We start from the raw sequence: 18,159 nt of genomic DNA on the forward strand, positions 1-18,159 counted from the left end.
GGCGGTGAATTGGATGGACACTATAGTAACTGCTACAGCTACATTTGGTGACGATGTAATTATTGAAATTACTGAAAACCCTGCAGATCCAGATATTCTTGTTGAAGCTCAGGCACAAAGACTCAGTACTCTACCACCATTATTTAGACTTAAATTAGATGTCACATCAAAGGAATAACTTAACGGTTGTCTCAAAATGACAACCTTTATTCATTTCTAATTTACAGTTTAAGTAATAAGTAAATTATGATTTAATGAATATATCTATTTATCAATATCCCCCCCCCCCTTTTTATACTTATCTTTTCATTATTGATTAGTGGTTACTTCATTTCTAAAGTCAAAAATCTTAAATCAGAAGACAAATAGAATTCGATAATTTATATTATTTGTAAATATTTAGCCATCAACAGAGGAATGAACTCTTCCCTATTATTGTAAAGTTATATAAATAATTCATCAACCTTATTAAACAAGTAAGGTTCTTTTTTATATTCTATAAATTCCAAATTAATCTATAATGTGATATAATTTACTCACAGTGAAGAATCTTTTGGCCGATTCAACAACTACTTACCAGACTTAGATAAAATCATTCCAAAAGCTTAATTTAATGAGAAGGGGGCATTACATTGGGATTTGCTATAGTAAGTATTCTCAACATTTTTCTATATGTATTAGGTATTATATTATTATTACAAATAGAACAAAAATCAATTATTTATAAATACCTAAATTTATTTTTTATTACTAAGATTATCTTACATATACTAAGTACGTTTTATTCATTCAGCCTATCTTGGATTATTAATTTATATCCTGATTTTTTAGATTTATTAGGCTATGTAAATGCTATTCTTTACATTCTAGGATGCATTCCTTATTGTATACTTATCTTGGGAATTTATAAGGTCGTTAAAACTTCTGAGTCGATGTTATAGTTAAAATCAATTAAAGCTCAATTTAATATAGACATGGGAGGCATTAATATGAAGATAGATGTAGAATATCTTGAGTTTATGTGGCCAATGAGACATTTTTTAATAACATGTGGTGATATAAAAGAGAAATCAAATATCGTAGCTATAAGTTTCTGCATGCCTCTATCAAAAGAACCACCACTCATAGCTTGTGCTATCGGAAGAGAGTTTTATTCTTATAACCTAATAAAAAATACAAAAGAATTTATAATAAACGTACCTCAAAAAGAATTAAAATCAAAGATATATTATTGTGGATTTCACTCAGGTTATCAAGTGGATAAATTTAAAAAAACTGGATTAACTCCACAACCTGCACGTAAATTAAAAGTTCCCATAATAAAAGAATGTGTAGCTCATATGGAATGTACCGTTAAGCAAGAATTAGTAACGGGAGATAAAGTACTTCTTATTGGTGAAGTTATTGAAGCCTATGCTGATAAAACTCTTATAATGGAACAAGATATGGAGTATGCTATGGGCGATTTCCCTAAAAAAATTTATACTACACGTTTTGATTGAGTAAAATGGAGGATGCAAACTAAATTATATATTAGCGAAGCCATGCAATTAATCTTGATCTTTTAATTATATATTTTTATAAAAAAGATACCTTAGATTATATGTTTAGAGTATCTTTTAAATTATTGATGAAGTTTCTTTTTTCTTTGACATTAATAAATATGTTCACTCAGTTAATAAATAATATTGCATAGTTTTATATTCTACCAACTTCTCTTCTAGCTCTTTAGATAGGCTGTCTGTATAGCCTAATGATGTTTTAAAATGATTATTAGGAGTCATTATTGGTAATTCATTGCATAATTTATTAGAATACTCAAATACAGGTGATAAATTTTCAAATTCCATAAGCTCTAAGAGTAAGCCACCTAAGTAATTAGCATTTATTACCGCACCATTAAATAAATCAATATTGTCTGCATTTGCTTGTAAATTAAAAATCTCTTTACAGGCTTTATTTTGCCATATTAAAAATGGAACCTTATTCATATTAAGTCTTTCCTCAATTGTACCATAAGTTTTCATAGGGTAGCCTAATTTTTGATACAACTCAACTCCTCCACCAAAAGAAGGTAAGTGATCTCCAAAGTACATTATTACAACAGGCTCATTGCTAATCTCTAGATTATCTGTAAGACGTCTTAATTCTAAATCAGCGTCTTTTAACCCTTCAAAATAATTGGATATCATATTTATTTCCTCTTCAGTAAGTAGCTTGTCTGTACTAAAATTTTGAGTTATTCCATTGTACTTGTTCTTATAAGCATAGTGATTTTGTAAGGTTACACAATGTATAAATATGGGGCTATGCGAATTTACTTGATGCTCTCTAAATGTATCAAGCACTTTATCTATTGTGACTTTTTCAGAAATATAATTACCTTTTACAGCATCTTGATTAAAATATGCACTATGAATAAATTCATCAAAACCTAAGTGTTTATACACATTCTGTCTATTATAAAACCATGAATATCCTGGATGTATTGCTATTGTCTTATAACCATTTTTTTTAAAAGTGTTTACAAGAGAATCTATTGGTTTTCTTATATACCAAAAAGAAGACGCATTTTCATTGATATATTTTGTACATAAGCCTGTCAAAACATCAAATTCAGTATTAGCTGTTCCTCCTCCAAAATTAGGTGTAATAATATAACCGCTTAAGCTATCTTGTTTTAGTTTCTCAAAATTCATAAGTGGATAAGTATATCCTTCAAAACTAAGATTCTTATTGTTACATATATCGGAAAAGGCTTCTCCCATAATTAAGATAACATTAATCTCGCTTGTATTAGCTTTGTTTTCAATGTCATTGTAATCCTTTAATAACGTTTCAGCCTTATCCAAACTATACCCTTCGGGTTTTTCTATCTTATTTGAGTTAATAAAATACCAAAAACAATAGATAAAACCTTTTGAATTATAATGATCCACTTGAAAGCAATCCGTTCCCTTAATATATAGACTGGAATATAATTGTTTATCGCTATAAACTGTTTGATTAAGCATAATAACACATAACACAGTAATAATGACACCACTAATACGAATATATAATTTAAATTTATATGTCCTAATCCGTAATACCAAAAAACTGGATAGTACTATGCCAATAATTACTATCATATATTCAAAATCCCTACTAAACTCAAAGATTTTAATAGACTTAATACTTTCTTTATATAGATTTATGTCTGCAGGTAAAAAAGGTTCTTGTCTTATAAGAATTTTATACCTATTAATTGTTGATAAAATTGTAATAATCCATGATGTACTCAGAATGGAAATGCTTATGTTTCCGAATAGAAAAAAAATAATTAATGCACCCAAGAAAATAGGCAAAAAGTTGTAAAGAATTATGATAGGATTTTTCTTTATACACTCTAAACATTCTACTATAGTATTGGGCTGTAATATAAATACAGTACAAGTAACAACCAAAGAAACTAAAAATATAGTTATTAGTGATATATATATTGTAAACTTAAATTGTTTTTTACCTACACCTCTTGTCATTTAAAGCCTCGTTTCAGTTATTTTTTCTCAAGTAAATAAAATGATTTACCAGCTCTATCGATATTCTGTAGTTTTATTTTACTCAAATGTACTTAATTTTACCCACGGCATTATAATCTAGGTGTTTTTAAGCAAGATAACTATCAATCATTTGTATAAGGTAAACTACTCTTTTGCTACATTCGAAATATGTATTATCTTTAAATAAAGTTGATACATATTATGTATTGCTTTTAACCCCTTGAGAATGTTCGTCAATCGATTCTCAAGGGGTTACTAATAAGCCATTGCATATAATCTAATTCTTTAATCTCTATAAGCAGTTCCTACAATTTGATTACTTTCAATATCAACTAATTTTTGTATATTCCCGATTGTAGGCTCGTTTTCTGATTCAAATGTAACCAGATATACCTCTTTACCATCAAGGTTTTCCTCATCAAGTGAAAATTGATTTGAATCTTTATCAGCTGTAATTTTTTCTATCGTACCATCCTTCCAATCACCGATTATTTCATTCCGCTCTCCTTCTGAAAGTTGTTCCCATACAATTTCTCTAACGTCTTTATCTGTAGTAGTTGTATTACCCTCACATCCTATTAGTAAGTTAAAAACTAATACTACTAATATTAAAGGTAAAAGCTTTATCCATTTTTAAATCTTCACTCCATATCTATCGTATTTATTACTTATTCTATCCAGTTGTTTACAGTATTATTGATACAGTGACGTACTAAATCTATCTTTAGTACATAACTTTCCAAGGCCAATATCAATACAAATCTTAGCCATTAAATTAATTTTGCTATTCTCTTTAGAAATTCACTCATATAGAACTCTCCTCTCTAATTTAAAACCCCTGCTACCATAACTGTAGCAAGGGCTGAAACTACTGCTGAAATAAATCCAGTTACGATAAGATCCCACCGTTTAGCTGGTTTTCCTTTCAAATCAAGTACATCTTTTTTGATTTCCTTTAACTCTTGTGTAGTTTGCTCCATCTGCTGAGCAATCAATTTTGTTGTAGTAACCATTTCATAGAGTAGCTTGTTGTCATCTTCTAGTTTGTCGATTCTATGATTATTGTTTTTACATCTCTGTTCATTTTCCTTTATTTGCTCTATAAATCTCTCTTCCATAGGCTACTCCTCTCTATGTAAAAATAACACTTATCTATTTCAGATAAGTGTTATTTTCTAGGAAAGCAATCTTGTTTTCTGTTAAAAGCTCATACTGCTCGTTTGTAATAATCCCCTTTTTCTTTAATTCTTCTACATAATTAATAAAATCTTTTGTCATTTGTTTTAAGGATTCAACATCATACGGCATAATAGTTCTCCTTTTATTTTATTAATTATGTATAATTATACCATATTAAGTTGAATTGTACAATTTTATCTTTCCACTTGTCAAATCACTTTATCACTTCATTAAATGTACTTTTACTTACTCTATAAAGTAATCTGGTTTCTTGCTAATAACAACACCTTGAGCATCTGTTACTTCAACATATAATTCATCTATCTTTGTGTTAGCCTCATCAACTGTTAGTAATTCTACTTGAGGATTTAACGCGCCTACTGCTGGGATTACATCAACTAAATTATCTTTAATATAAGCTATTGTCATATTATCCACTCCTCTATTATATTTTCTTATAATTTATATCCCCGTTGTAATCCTTTAACTCCTCTTTAAGTCTGGAAGGTATGAATATCTCTCGATACTTATTCCCCTTTCCTTTAATCACACATTTATCTTGCAATACATGTTGTGGTTCTATCTGCAAGAACTCTGATACTCTAGCACCTGTATGGTACAGAGTCTTAAACATTAAGTACGCTCTTTGATCTTTATGTAATTGAGTTCTATTAAGCATCCTCTCATACTCTCTGTACTCTAACAGATTCTCCAAATAGTATTGTTCTTGTACCTTTAATAGCTTTATCTCAGCAACTATCTTGTCATTATACTTTGGATTATTATTGATGAAGATAATGAAACGATTGATACTAGTAAGTTTCTGATTAATCGACTTAGGCACTAATGGTCTACCAGTTAGTTACTATTTGAACATATGATATTTAAAGTAATCAAGCAGCATAAACTGTTTATGCTAAATAAAGGTAATGAAACGCTTGTACAAATATTTGAATACAATATAGTAACAAGCAAATTTTAGTATGAAAGGTGTGTTATTATGTCATTTCAATCCTTTGCATATATTACAAATCAAAACGATAGCAATTTATCAGTTATACGTGTATCGGATAATATGGTCATTAACACTGTACCTGTTGGTAATGCTCCTGGTGGAATAGCAATAACTCCAAATGGTCAGTTTGCATATGTTGTAAATCAAAACGGTAACAATGTATCAGTTATACGGTTATCGGATAATATGATTGTCCAGACCATAACTGTGGGAACTTTCCCTTTTGGATTAGCAATAACACCTAATGGGCAGTTTGTATATGTTACAAATAGATCAGATGACACTGTATCAGTAATCCAAGTATCCACCAATATGGTGGTAGCGACTATATCTGTTGGAGATCTCCCTACAGAAGTAGCAATAACTCCCAATGGACAGTTTGCATATGTCACTAATGCTTTTACTAATGATGTATCAGTAATACGATTATCCGATAATATGGTCATTCTGACTGTACCTGTTGGAACCATCCCTCTTGGAATAGGGATAACTCCTAATGGACAGTTCGCATATGTTGTGAATCGATCGAACGATACAGTGTCAGTAATACGTTTATCAGATAATATGGTCATTCTGACTGTACCTGTTGGTGATGGACCAACTGACGTTGCAATAACTCCCAATGGTCAGTTTGCGTACGTAACTAATTCTTTTGACAACACTGTATCAGTAATACGTTTATCAGATAATATGGTCGTTCAGACCATAACTGTGGGAACTTTCCCTTTTGGAATAGCAATAACTCCTAACGGACAATTTGCATACGTTGCTAATTCGAGCTCTGATAATGTATCTGTAATACGTTTATCAGATAATATGGTCATTCAGACTGTACCTGTTGGTGATGCTCCATTAGATATCGCAATTACTCCACTGCCAGCTCCTATAACTAATCCCTCTTTCGTTAAAGTAACAGTATCTAATATTGAGTTAACTGCCATTGTTCGTGATATCAACTAAGTTGCTTATACAGGTAGTACATTGCAAAGTTTTAGTAATATACTACTTGTATAATTGATTCTTAATCTATTATAAAGAATCATTCTATCCTTAAAATCTGCCCCACATTCTTCTACTGGTAAATCTAGTTTACATTCTTTATTGATTTGCTCTAGCATGTTTAACAGTATTTCTTTAATTTACACTCCTCCTTATCTAAACTGAACTTATATTAATATTTAGTTTCATAACATATTCCTTGTCTTGTATATAATCAACATTCTATCTCTTATTATTTCTTCTATACAATGTAAAATAACGCTTGTACTAATTATTGAATATAATATAGTAAGTGTATTTTTCAAGAAAGGAGTAATCATGTCAAACCAACTTTTTGCTTATGTTGCAAATAGAAATGATAACGATGTATCAGTTATACGATTATCTGACAACTCAGTAGTTGATACAATTACCGTTGGTAATTTTCCCGAAGGAATAGCAATAACTCCCAATAATGAATTTGCGTATGTTGTTAATCGACTTGGCGGCACAGTATCAGTAATACGGATATCTGATAATACCGTAGTTGATACAGTCACTGTTGGAAATTCTCCTTTAAGGGTAGCAATAACTCCTAATGGACAGTTTGCTTACGTTACTAATTTAAACGATGGTACTGTATCAGTAATACGGATATCTGATAATACTGTAGTTGATACTGTTACTGTTGGAAATGGTCCTAGTGGAGTAGCAATAACTCCTAATGGACAGTTTGCTTATGTTACTAATTTGGCAGATGATACTGTATCAGTGATACGATTATCTGATAATACCGTAGTTGATACTATCACTGTTGGAGATGGTCCTACTGAGGTAGCAATAACTCCTAATGGACAGTTTGCTTATGTTTCAAATGTAGCAGATGATACTGTATCAGTGATACGATTATCTGATAATACCGTGATTGATACCATAAATGTTGGAGATCAACCCGTTGGTATTGCAATAACTCCTAATGGACAGTTTGTTTATGTTACAAATTCTAATGATGATACTGTATCAGTAATACGAATATCAGATAATACGGTAGTTGCTACTATCACTGTTGGAGACCAACCCTTTGGAATTGCAATAACTCCTAATGGACAGTTTGCATATGTTACTAATTTTAATGATGATACTGTATCAGTAATACAAACATCAGATAATACGGTAGTTGATACTATCACTGTTGGAGATCAACCCCTTGGAATTGCAATAACTCCAATAATTCAACCAATAGTTATACCTTTACCTATACTTAAGGTAACAGTATCTAATATAGAGTTAACTGCCATTGTTCGTGATATCAACTAAGTAACTTATACAGGTAGTGCATTGCAAAGTTTTAGTAATATGCTACTTGTATATTTCATTCTTAATCTATTATTAAAAATCATTCTCCAACTTCTTTAAACACAATTTTATCGACTATACCTTAATCATTTAAATCTGTATTGATGCTTTGTTACTTACAATCTTATTTTTAGTAATCACACAGCCCCACTAACAATTACCATTGCTCAATTATCAGAATCATTCTATACTCTTTATAGTTAAACTTTATGGAGGTATCGAATGGAACTGATTTTTAAATTTGCAATAATGATGATAACTGTATATCTGCTAGAAAAATTAAATGAACGATATCCATTCAAAAATAAAATATTCCCTCGCTCAAAAGTCATTCGCTTTATTGCAGTTATAACTACATATATGCTTTTAGATTTTCACCTAATTAATAAAATAATGATTGAATGGATTTATATAATTGTTGATTCCATTCTGTTTGTATTTGGTTTCTTTATAATCCTAGACACAGAGTAATTTATGATTTAGTTCTCTTCCACCCTTTTGAAAATGATGATATAATTAGTTATCTATACAAGGGTGATTACAAATGAAAACATTTTTAAAATTATTTTGTATTTATTAAATGTTGTTGTGTTCAACTATTGCATCTTTGTTCTGCCAAAATTTAATACTTTTATAACAGTTCTTGTTTTTTTCTAAGCATATATTAGAAAAGATGATGAAACCGAAGAACTGGATAGACATATCTTTTATGTCATACTAGGAATTTGGTATATTTCTGCTCTTATTTATTATATACCTAAAGTAAGATTTAACCACTGCTTCTCAATCCTCAGTTATGTTAATATCACTAGAGGTGATTTCATGCGTACATTAATCAGTTTACTTATTGCAATAAGATGTTTATTTATAGAACAGTACTTATTAAGCGCAAGTTTCTTTATTTTATCTTTAATAGCATATATAAACCGAAAAGAGAGAAACATATTTTTTTGAAGCAATTTTTTGGATCAGTATTGTTATTGTTCCAACATTGCTTGCGTTTCAAATACTTTTACCATTTTTGTAATTAAACTAATATTTAGTTACCGATTACCTAACCAGTAGTTCGTAAAGACAAGAAAATCCCTTCTATAAACGTTATGAAAGAGATTCTTGGAGATGTTAAAAAGAATAGACCTAACGCTTATCTAGTGTGCCTATTTCTTGCCTATACAGGTGCGAGACGAGGTGAAGCATGCGGCTTACAAGAAGATAGCATTTCATTAGACGACAGAATGGTAATTATTCAAGATAATTATGTCCGTGCTAACAATGAATTAATATTAAAACCCTATACTAAAAATACACAATTGTAATTTTATTCCAAATATTAGCGTTAACTGATCACTCCTTAACTATTATTTTAAACCTTATTACTCATCATTACAAGAACATACATTCGCTTTTATTATTTTTGTCAGAAATGCACGAAACACACTTTTGGTTTTTATTAATTTTCTATACTATTTTTGAGAACAATAAAATTTGAACCTATAAAAACATAAAAAAAGCCTTGTTGCTTTTCTAATGTACACAACAAGGCATATACCTGCAAACAGCACTTTATTCAAACTGAATTTTTAACCTAAAAACATGTTAATCGTTGTACCTATCTACGAGTTCACCTTTAGCATTATAAAGCTCTGCTGGATCACTTCGCTATTATTCCATGTACCTCTACCCTCAAGCCAATGAAAGTCTACATCTGGGTTCTTTGCAGAATCTCCTACTTTTACAGTTGAATTAGATTCCAAAATAAATTTAGAAAATGTAAAGGTTTGTCCACCTTTTACTGATAAGATTGTCCATCCTGAGAGATTAACTGGATCTGAACCCGAATTCTTAAGTATAATATACTCGTCCTTCTTATCAAGTTCAATTATTTCAATTATCTGTAGCCTCTTCCTTGACTACATTAACCTCATAGGGATTTACATTGTCAAACTCATCAATAATAACATTTCCATTAATAGTGTATGTGAAGCTATAGTGGCTAAGTATTTGTGTAGTTGTAATTGGATAAGTAATTTCAGCAAGAAAATATGTACATCCACCAGCATCCCTTATTACTTTTTCCATATATGCTTGATCACCATGCCTATTGAGCGTACTGTCTTGCGGTGTTATATTATATGCATTTGCGACACCTCCAAGAGAATCGGCAATTATATTTATGTCAAGAAAAACCTGTGGAAGTAATTATAGAAATGTTGTAATCACTGATCTAAAGGTTTTTACTACAACAAATTCTAAACATAATGAGAAGTTAATTATTAAATTCAAACTTTATTCACAAAAATTTACTTGATTCATTTCGCTTTTCATAGCAAATGTAAAACCAGTATCTCTTCGTCAGCTTTCAATTTGTAGGTATCTCGTTACTTACGATACGGTTCACCATAAATGCCTTATCACTGGTTTTATATCACCTGCACTTATGATTACAAATTATGAAATAAGAATAACTATTCTTTAACTTCAGCATAAGCAATTCGTTCAATTGGCATGATAGCCATCTCTCTAGCAATGGGTTCAAAATAACGTTTTTTATAATCTGTATTACCTACATCTTCTATCAAGACCAAGCCACATTGCTCTATAAACTCTGATATCTTTTCAGACTCAAGACCAGTAATCCACTCTTCTCCTACTCTCTTCGCCAGTTTAATAACCTTCCGGTACTCGGGAAAAGTTTCTGAAGAGGTGAATAGACTTTTAGGCACATATGTGAATACAACTTGGCTGCCTTTTAAACAAGATGCGATGTATTCCAAAGTACCAACGACTGCTTCAAGCGTGATATATTGCGTAACGCCTTCCCAAAGAAACAATGTTCTCTTATCTTTATCATAACCAGCCTTAACAAGTTCATTTCCAAGATTTTGAGTATTAAAATCAATCGGTACAAACTTAACATGTGCAGGGATGCCACCTTCTAATCCCGACATTATTTTTTTATAATTATCCATAACAGGCTTTTGGTCAACATGGTAGTATTCTAATCCTTTGAAATCAAATCTTAAACATTTAGTGTCATAACCCCCACCTAGATTGACAACGGCATCAAATTTATTTGCAATCGCCGCCTCCAAAACATCATCCATATACTTTGTTCGGCTGATAAATCCACCGTAAATACCAGGACCAGCCTTCTCCATTAAACTCATTATCCAATTTCTAACACCTTCATGCTTCATGATATTTATGAAGAATCTGTTAAAGCCTGTAAGAAACTCTTTGGAATATTTGTCAATATATAACCTCTCTTTTTCTGCAAACAACATTTCCATCGCTCTGCTTACTGCAGCCTTTTCTGGAGTTGACATACTTTTACTTTTCATTGTATTATACTCCTTTCTATAAGTTATATTGATACATATGTTTTTGCATGATCTTAAACTAATTGTATCACAAACAATTAGAATAAGAGCTATTCACCTACAAATCAGAAGTTAACATTGCCTTCATTCTCACATTTATAATTCTTATCTAATTAACGTCTTCATATAAATCTTCTTGTTGTTCATCATACCTATTAAGCAAATGTAAAAAAACTGTGTCAATCTTGTTAAGCTAATTCATCACTTGCATTTAATATTGATTCCGCTGATTTCATCGTAATAAAATTTTCATTTAGATTGAAAATCTAAACCTATGTAATCCAATATTCGTACGTAAGCATAAACCTAAACATTCCATTTATAATTTGAGTACTTCATCAATTAATATAGGATATGTAGATACTAAAAAAAAGGGACATATAAGTTCACTTTAACCAGTATAATAGCATGAATGATGAATATAACTAATAAAAAGCAAATCATTTTTGATTAATGTAAAAAAAGGATCCAAAATATTTATTCCTCTTGAACATAATTGTTATATCTGATAATCTTAATTTGCAATTAACATTCTTGTGTGAAGTAGTTTTAGCTATAGGTTTCATAAGTTATATAACTACTAAATAATGATTTAATGAACATATTATACAGTTGCAACAGATAATTATTTTACCACTTGATCTTCATGCTTATAGTCAACAGTATGTATACCTGAATGATCATATCTTATTGTTATAGTCTCTAATCCATATGGTGGATTATAAGACCCCTCATATGTCTTGGCTTGAACGGTTACCTCAAAATAGAATTGTCCTAGTGGTAATCTTTTTGCATCAATAATTTTCACTTCCCAAAGAGCATATTTTTTTAACTCTCCATAATATTCTATCATTGCAGAGTCAATATAAGGTTTTAGAAAAGATATCATAATATCTCTATATAACTCACATTCATCATTAGTGATTTCAGGATTTTTATTTTTATATGACTTAACTGAGAATTGGGCTAAAATAATTATTGCAAAGAATAAAAATAAAAAGGTAAGGATTTTAACAATATGAGGCTTAATCAATATTATTTTCATCATCTCAAATCCTTTAATTGTCTTCCTTCTATTTATATTCAGCCTAATGTTAAGTTATTAAACTGAGCTTTAATGAATTATTAAATTCATATTTCGATATTTACCTGCTTTTTCTTTGATTAGGGCATGAGAGGACATACCTAAACGATATGTTGTCTATTTTCTCATATAATCTGATAATTGACCTATAAAACCGTGGTCATCATCTATGATAGCTTCCCTGTAGCTTTGAAATGCTTCTAAAATTATCGTTAAAGCTTTTCTAGAATTATAACTGACTATGTAAAAATGAAGTTCATCATACATAATTAATCCAAGCTCATCTTCATTATATTCATCCACAAGATTACTATTACAATCTATCCACACATACCCTACCTTAAACTCTAAATAGATTCTATCTTTATTCACCTGATACTTTACTAGTTTTTCCTTAAAGCTGTTTTCTAAAAACTCCTCTTTACTAATCTCCTTTTCAGTAATAATTATAATCGAATTGATAGAATCACCCTTTTCCAACTACATTTTCCTCTGCATAAATATTCTTAGGCTTTTATTCCTCAGCTAAAGTGACATATGTAGTATACTAAATTAAACTTTAATAGGTTAAGAACTATAAAATAAACTAACGTTTATTATTCTCAAATTTAAATATTAATTTTTCTCCATGAATAGTTTCTCCAATAGATTCATCATAATCATTATTTGTGTATGTACTTACAGTCTTCCTCCAGAATTTTTGACCTATAAAATTTTTGGAGGAGGGATTTGTATATAATTCCCATCTACCTATAAATTTATTAAATACTTGTTTCGCTGCAATTTCTCCTATACTCTTACCCCTATATGGTCTTAATACAAAAAATTCATTGACATAATAATCTGTTGTTTTTGATACATATGGAGCTGTTGCTATCAAAATAAATCCTGCTGGTTTTTCATCTACCTTTATTATATATGGAAATAGTATATTGGGTTTATCAAACCATATATTTTGAACTTCATATTGATCTGCTAAAGTTTTAAATGGCTCATCTTCATATATTCCATAGTCGTTCGGTATATTACCATAATGCTCTGATAAATCATGTAAATATAATGGATATATGTTTTTAATGATATTTGAATTTTCTTTATTAGCTAGAACTACCTTAACTTCCACTTTAATTCCCCCAAATGCTCGATATTCATTGTAATACTTATCGTATCTAAAGATATAGTATAATCAATGTATTTATGGTTGGTTATTATGAATTAAACTAAACTTTACTTCAGTTCACCCTGTTAAATTATAGCATAATATGTAACAAATTTGAATATTTGATATAAAAAAAGAACAATAACAATATTTTATCAAATTATCTTAACTAACTTTTTGTTTAGCGCATAAGTAAAGAGCCTATCGGCTCCATCAATGATATGTAAGTTAACAAATATTCTTTTTAAAGAGTAATAATAATCATTAAAAAATTATGTATATGCTACTTAATTACCTCAAAGTCATTAAGTAGCATGATAATAATATTATTTATATTTAATTTTAGCATTTTCTTTAAGTTCTGCTAAATGTTCACTATAATATGCACTGTATTTTTCACTATATTCAGTATCTGTTTTTGCTATTCCTGTTGTAGTAATAAATTTTGCTTCTATACTATCTTTATATCTTCTAATTATTAAAGATTCTTCATATAATTTTCTTGCTAGATTCCAGTATTCTTCTTCAGTGATTCCATAACCCTCTATATAATCTAGTATTATTTGATAATTGATTGGATCGTTTTTAATTGCGTCCATATTCATTATAAAAATTTCTTGAACCTCTTCATCAGATGCTTTAACACCTTGCTCTATGGCTGTAGAATATAATAGTTTAGTGCTAATCAACTCTTCTAAGATTTCTTCATCTGTTATTTCTCTATTAATTGCTGTATACCAATTCTTTTGCTTTTCCAAATCACTATTCATGATTTTAATTCCATTAACCTCTGCAATAACCTTATCTTTATTTAAATTATTGGTAATTTCTTTATTTTTTTTACCTAGTTCCTTTAAGTCAAATTGTTGTTTCGATGAAATATTAAAAACGGCACCGAAGATCAAAAAAACAACAATAATTATGATTAATTTACTTTTAGAAAGTATTTTCATTATTATGTCTCCTATATTTATTAATTTTATGGTACTGTTATAAAAGATGGTGCATCGGCATTTAATTCTTGCGAAGTTGCAATATTTTCATTTGCGTATAATGCCTCTATTACATTGAATCTAGCATCAACTTGTCCTGATATAAGTACATTATTATTTGGTACAGATTACAAGAGGAAAGCATTTCTTTAGAAGATAGAATGGTAATCATTCAAGATAATTATGTTCGTGCTAACAAAGAATTAATATTAAAACCCTATACTAAAAATACACAAAAAAGAACCATACACCTTTTTGAAGATTTGGTTCCTATACTAAGAAAGTATGAACTTGATAAGAAAAAGAATCAATTACAGTTCGGTAAATACTATAATCATAACAATTTTTATTTTACATGGGATGATGGTCGACCTTTTGATCCTGACTATATCTATAAATCATTTAAAAAGTCATGTAAAAGATTAGGTTATAATGAATTGACTCTGCATGATCTGAGACACTTTTACGTTTCAGTAATGCTTGGCCGTGGTGATATTCCACTTAAGATTACCCAGGATAGTTTAGGACATTCTTCAGCAGAAATGATGGGCCTTAACGGACATCTAATGAATGATATGGCTAAAAAAGTATTTAAGGGCAAAACAATGGGATTGCTAGAAAATCATTTCTGCAATCCCCTTATCATCTAAGCTTCCGACGGGACTTGAACCCGAGACCTCTGCCTTACCAAGGCAACGCTCTACCTACTGAGCTACGGAAGCATGTTATATATCCTGTTCGCTAGGATATAGTAACATAGACTCTGTATAAGTGTCAAGATTTTTTTTCATTTTTCTCGTCCAACAATTCTTCTAATTTATGCTTTAATCTTTGGAGCGCATTATCGATGGATTTGATTGGTTTTCCAAGCACTTCTGCTATATCTTGATAACTCTTTCCTTGTAAATATAAGAAAAGAACTTTTTTCTCTAACTTACTTAACTTCTTACTGATCATTGCTTCAATCTTATGAACGTTTTCTTGTCCAACTAATATTTCTTCAGGATTAACCATTTTTGAAGTGGCAACAAGATCAATGAATGTGCTTCTTTCATTATCTTCTTCATACATAGGACGATTTAGTGATATATATGAGTTTAATGGCATGTGTTTTTGACGATTTGATGCTTTAACAGCTGTGATAATTTGTCTAGTGACACATAAGTCAGCAAAACTTTTGAAGGATGCCGCTTTATCTGGATTGTAATCACGGATAGCTTTATATAGTCCAATCATACCTTCCTGTAGGATATCATCACGATCTGCTCCAATTAGAAAATAGGTTCTTGTTTTAGCTCGAACAAAATCTTTGTATTTTGCCATCATATATTCTAGCGCAAAAAGGTCGCCTTGACGTACTTTCTCAACAAGTTCTTCATCTGTGTATTCGATAAATAATTCTTTCTCCAACACCATATCTTTAACATTTTCCATGATGCCACCCCCGTCTTATTTTTGTCTTCTTAATTTTTCCATGAACGCAACAACTTGCGGGTCTAGATGTGATTCCAGCATGTTTTCTTTAACTGGTTTATCCTCTATGTATTTTCGTCTAATTTTTTCTTCCATAGCTTGTACTTCTCTTTCAAATTCTTTAGCAGATACCCTGGTTGCACCTTTACTTAAGATAATGGTTTGTTCTAAAGCGTCAGATGTAGCTACACGCACTCTACATTCACGGCCAATGACATGGGCAACTCTTTCGATAAAATGATCTGCTGTCTCTGCTTCCTTTGTATAAACTACTTCTATATTATGATGGTTATAAATCTTACGAACGCTGCCCTTAACTTTATGGGCGTCAAATACTACAATAACTTCTATTTTTTTAAATCCTTGATAATTGGACATGATTTCTAAAAGTTTATCTCTAGCTTCACTTAGATTATCATCAGCTAGCTTTTTTAATTTTTCCCAAGCAAAGATTATATTATAACCGTCAACGAGTAAATATTCCGAAGTCAAATAACTTTTTCACCCTTCCGTTACCTTTCTTTTCTTCCTTTGTAGATCATTAGCACCTAGTCTTTCTCTATACCAACCCACACACATCCAATTTTAGTATTTATAAGCAAATTTTGAATAATTTACTTTTATTGATTTTAGTTATCAAAATGATATACTATACAAAGTATACTATAAAAATTCCTCAATGTTAATATAAAAAATATCCAAAACCATATTTTTTAGGTAAAAACTTATGTTATAATTAGTGATAACAATAGAAGCATATATTTTAGGAGGTATTCAAATGATGATTAACGAAAGTTATGTTAAAGAAATACTTAAGAATCTTTTAGAAATCCCTAGTCCAAGTGGTTTTTATCATGATATAATGGCTTATATAAATAGTGAAGTTAATAAACTAGGTTATACTTTTGAAACAACAAACAAGGGCTGTGGTGTTATTACCATCCCAGGTCAAGAAGAAGGTTATATTGTTGGTTTATCAGCACATGTTGATACTTTAGGTGCTATGGTACGTTCTATTAACGGTAGCGGTACACTTCGTTTGACTTCTGTTGGTGGTTATATGGGACAAACCATTGAAGGAGAGTATTGTAAGGTACATACCCGCGATGGTAAAGTCTATGACGGTACTATTTTGACTACTCAACCATCTGTACATGTTTACAGTGATGCTCGAAAGCAAGAAAGAACACTTGAAAATTATGAGATTCGTCTTGATGAAGATGTTGATAGTGATGAATCAGTTCGTGAATTAGGTATTGAAGTAGGGGATTATGTTTCCTTTGACCCACGTGCTCGTTTCTTTGATAATGGTTTTATTAAATCCCGTCATTTAGATGATAAAGCTGGTGTTGCTGCTTTATTTGGTTTCATGGAACATTTAAACACTAATAACCTTCAACCTAGGCATACAGTTAAAATCTTTATCTCTGTATATGAAGAAATGGGTCATGGTTCTTCTTTTATCCCTCAAGATATTGATGAACTGATTGCAGTGGATATGGGTGCTATGGGAGATGATCTTCAATGTACTGAGAAGCAGGTTTCCATTTGCGCTAAGGATTCATCAGGTCCTTACGATTATGATATTGTTAATCGCCTTGTTGCTTTATCAAAAGAAAAGGAGATTAACTATGTTGTTGATATTTATCCTTTCTACGGGTCAGATGTTTCTGCTGCGTTAAGAGGTGGTAATGATATTAAAGGTGGTCTTATTGGACCTGGTGTTCACGCATCACATAGTATGGAGCGAACACATATCAACGCTATACTTGATACAACTAAATTGTTAGTTTATTATACAGCTTAATCATCTAACTTTAGCTTATATGAAGCACATTGTTCCTTTTCGGAATTGATGTGCTTTTTTAATGCATTGATGACCTTCTCCTAATTATTAATTACTATAGATGAATATACCATAATAAAAGAGTCAATTATTTAGCTGTACCATTTGTGAACAATAAAAAATTTTTTATTAAAAAGGGAACCTTTTTGAAAAGT

The 18,159-nt window shown here is 30.4% G+C and carries 21 protein-coding genes and 1 tRNA gene; 7 read left to right on the top strand and 15 right to left on the bottom strand.

Features of this window, described 5'->3' with window-relative positions; translation table 11 throughout:
- Positions 1-13 precede the first annotated feature (13 nt).
- Both C1Y58_RS26305 and C1Y58_RS00365 read left to right on the top strand, forming a co-directional pair.
- Positions 14-178, top strand: coding sequence for a hypothetical protein (locus C1Y58_RS26305; RefSeq protein ID WP_157949870.1), 165 nt, complete (start codon positions 14-16; stop codon positions 176-178).
- Positions 179-989: 811 nt separating this feature from the next.
- Complete coding sequence (locus C1Y58_RS00365) at positions 990-1,502, top strand: flavin reductase family protein (protein WP_157949871.1); 513 nt, start codon at positions 990-992, stop codon at positions 1,500-1,502.
- A 165-nt stretch (positions 1,503-1,667) separates the two neighbouring features.
- Here C1Y58_RS00365 and C1Y58_RS00370 read toward each other — a convergent pair whose 3' ends face one another.
- The 5 genes from C1Y58_RS00370 to C1Y58_RS00385 all read right to left on the bottom strand — a co-directional run bounded on the left by C1Y58_RS00370 (position 1,668) and on the right by C1Y58_RS00385 (position 5,565).
- Positions 1,668-3,131: an LTA synthase family protein gene (locus C1Y58_RS00370; RefSeq protein WP_170311472.1), complete on the bottom strand. Its 1,464-nt coding sequence runs from the start codon at positions 3,129-3,131 to the stop codon at positions 1,668-1,670.
- A gap of 1,235 nt (positions 3,132-4,366) precedes the next feature.
- Positions 4,367-4,660, bottom strand: a complete 294-nt coding sequence (locus tag C1Y58_RS00375) for a hypothetical protein (RefSeq protein ID WP_105614012.1) — start codon at positions 4,658-4,660, stop codon at positions 4,367-4,369.
- A gap of 34 nt (positions 4,661-4,694) precedes the next feature.
- Positions 4,695-4,850, bottom strand: coding sequence for a hypothetical protein (locus C1Y58_RS26310; protein WP_157949872.1), 156 nt, complete (start codon positions 4,848-4,850; stop codon positions 4,695-4,697).
- Positions 4,851-4,967: 117 nt separating this feature from the next.
- On the bottom strand, positions 4,968-5,150 hold the full coding sequence (locus C1Y58_RS00380) for a hypothetical protein (protein ID WP_105614013.1): 183 nt from the start codon (positions 5,148-5,150) through the stop codon (positions 4,968-4,970).
- A 16-nt stretch (positions 5,151-5,166) separates the two neighbouring features.
- Entirely contained in the window at positions 5,167-5,565 is a 399-nt protein-coding gene (locus tag C1Y58_RS00385; protein WP_105614014.1) for a site-specific integrase, read from the bottom strand.
- Positions 5,566-5,721: 156 nt separating this feature from the next.
- Here C1Y58_RS00385 and C1Y58_RS00390 point away from each other — a divergent pair, with 156 nt between their 5' ends.
- From C1Y58_RS00390 to C1Y58_RS00400, 3 genes are all read left to right on the top strand, one after another.
- Positions 5,722-6,696, top strand: a complete 975-nt coding sequence (locus C1Y58_RS00390) for a beta-propeller fold lactonase family protein (protein ID WP_105614015.1) — start codon at positions 5,722-5,724, stop codon at positions 6,694-6,696.
- 357 nt (positions 6,697-7,053) lie between these two features.
- Entirely contained in the window at positions 7,054-8,031 is a 978-nt protein-coding gene (locus C1Y58_RS00395) for a beta-propeller fold lactonase family protein (protein WP_105614016.1), read from the top strand.
- 261 nt (positions 8,032-8,292) lie between these two features.
- Positions 8,293-8,541 (top strand): hypothetical protein, encoded by a 249-nt coding sequence (locus C1Y58_RS00400; RefSeq protein ID WP_105614017.1) that lies wholly within the window; start codon positions 8,293-8,295, stop codon positions 8,539-8,541.
- Between the two features lie 1,142 nt (positions 8,542-9,683).
- Here the strand turns inward: C1Y58_RS00400 and C1Y58_RS27205 are convergent.
- The 7 genes from C1Y58_RS27205 to C1Y58_RS00440 all read right to left on the bottom strand — a co-directional run bounded on the left by C1Y58_RS27205 (position 9,684) and on the right by C1Y58_RS00440 (position 14,646).
- Complete coding sequence (locus tag C1Y58_RS27205) at positions 9,684-9,962, bottom strand: lamin tail domain-containing protein (protein ID WP_105614019.1); 279 nt, start codon at positions 9,960-9,962, stop codon at positions 9,684-9,686.
- Positions 9,955-10,149 (bottom strand): hypothetical protein, encoded by a 195-nt coding sequence (locus C1Y58_RS26805; protein ID WP_242985300.1) that lies wholly within the window; start codon positions 10,147-10,149, stop codon positions 9,955-9,957. Before C1Y58_RS26805 ends, C1Y58_RS27205 begins: the two co-directional genes overlap by 8 nt.
- A 386-nt stretch (positions 10,150-10,535) precedes the next feature.
- Entirely contained in the window at positions 10,536-11,411 is an 876-nt protein-coding gene (locus C1Y58_RS00420; protein ID WP_105614020.1) for a class I SAM-dependent methyltransferase, read from the bottom strand.
- A gap of 664 nt (positions 11,412-12,075) precedes the next feature.
- The gene (locus C1Y58_RS00425; RefSeq protein WP_157949874.1) at positions 12,076-12,495 is read right to left on the bottom strand and encodes a DUF3888 domain-containing protein; all 420 of its coding nucleotides are present in this window, start codon (positions 12,493-12,495) and stop codon (positions 12,076-12,078) included.
- A gap of 156 nt (positions 12,496-12,651) precedes the next feature.
- Entirely contained in the window at positions 12,652-13,014 is a 363-nt protein-coding gene (locus C1Y58_RS00430) for a hypothetical protein (protein WP_105614022.1), read from the bottom strand.
- 106 nt (positions 13,015-13,120) lie between these two features.
- Positions 13,121-13,657, bottom strand: a complete 537-nt coding sequence (locus C1Y58_RS00435) for a GNAT family N-acetyltransferase (RefSeq protein WP_105614023.1) — start codon at positions 13,655-13,657, stop codon at positions 13,121-13,123.
- Positions 13,658-14,019: 362 nt separating this feature from the next.
- On the bottom strand, positions 14,020-14,646 hold the full coding sequence (locus tag C1Y58_RS00440; protein WP_105614024.1) for a SurA N-terminal domain-containing protein: 627 nt from the start codon (positions 14,644-14,646) through the stop codon (positions 14,020-14,022).
- A gap of 182 nt (positions 14,647-14,828) precedes the next feature.
- Here C1Y58_RS00440 and C1Y58_RS00445 point away from each other — a divergent pair, with 182 nt between their 5' ends.
- Positions 14,829-15,335, top strand: a complete 507-nt coding sequence (locus C1Y58_RS00445) for a tyrosine-type recombinase/integrase (protein WP_408646585.1) — start codon at positions 14,829-14,831, stop codon at positions 15,333-15,335.
- Here the strand turns inward: C1Y58_RS00445 and C1Y58_RS00450 are convergent.
- From C1Y58_RS00450 to C1Y58_RS00460, 3 genes are all read right to left on the bottom strand, one after another.
- A tRNA-Thr gene (locus tag C1Y58_RS00450) sits at positions 15,335-15,407 on the bottom strand. The genes C1Y58_RS00445 and C1Y58_RS00450 overlap by 1 nt on opposite strands.
- Positions 15,408-15,459: 52 nt before the next feature.
- Entirely contained in the window at positions 15,460-16,119 is a 660-nt protein-coding gene (gene sigH / locus C1Y58_RS00455) for an RNA polymerase sporulation sigma factor SigH (RefSeq protein WP_170311473.1), read from the bottom strand.
- A 15-nt stretch (positions 16,120-16,134) separates the two neighbouring features.
- The gene (locus tag C1Y58_RS00460) at positions 16,135-16,650 is read right to left on the bottom strand and encodes an NYN domain-containing protein (protein ID WP_105614026.1); all 516 of its coding nucleotides are present in this window, start codon (positions 16,648-16,650) and stop codon (positions 16,135-16,137) included.
- A 286-nt stretch (positions 16,651-16,936) separates the two neighbouring features.
- On the opposite strand from C1Y58_RS00460, the gene C1Y58_RS00465 reads away from it, so the two are divergent.
- Positions 16,937-17,965: a M42 family metallopeptidase gene (locus C1Y58_RS00465; RefSeq protein ID WP_105614027.1), complete on the top strand. Its 1,029-nt coding sequence runs from the start codon at positions 16,937-16,939 to the stop codon at positions 17,963-17,965.
- The last annotated feature ends 194 nt before the right edge of the window (positions 17,966-18,159 follow it).

The organism is Vallitalea okinawensis, assembly GCF_002964605.1.
Classification (GTDB): Bacteria; Bacillota; Clostridia; order Lachnospirales; family PQDH01; genus Vallitalea_A; species Vallitalea_A okinawensis.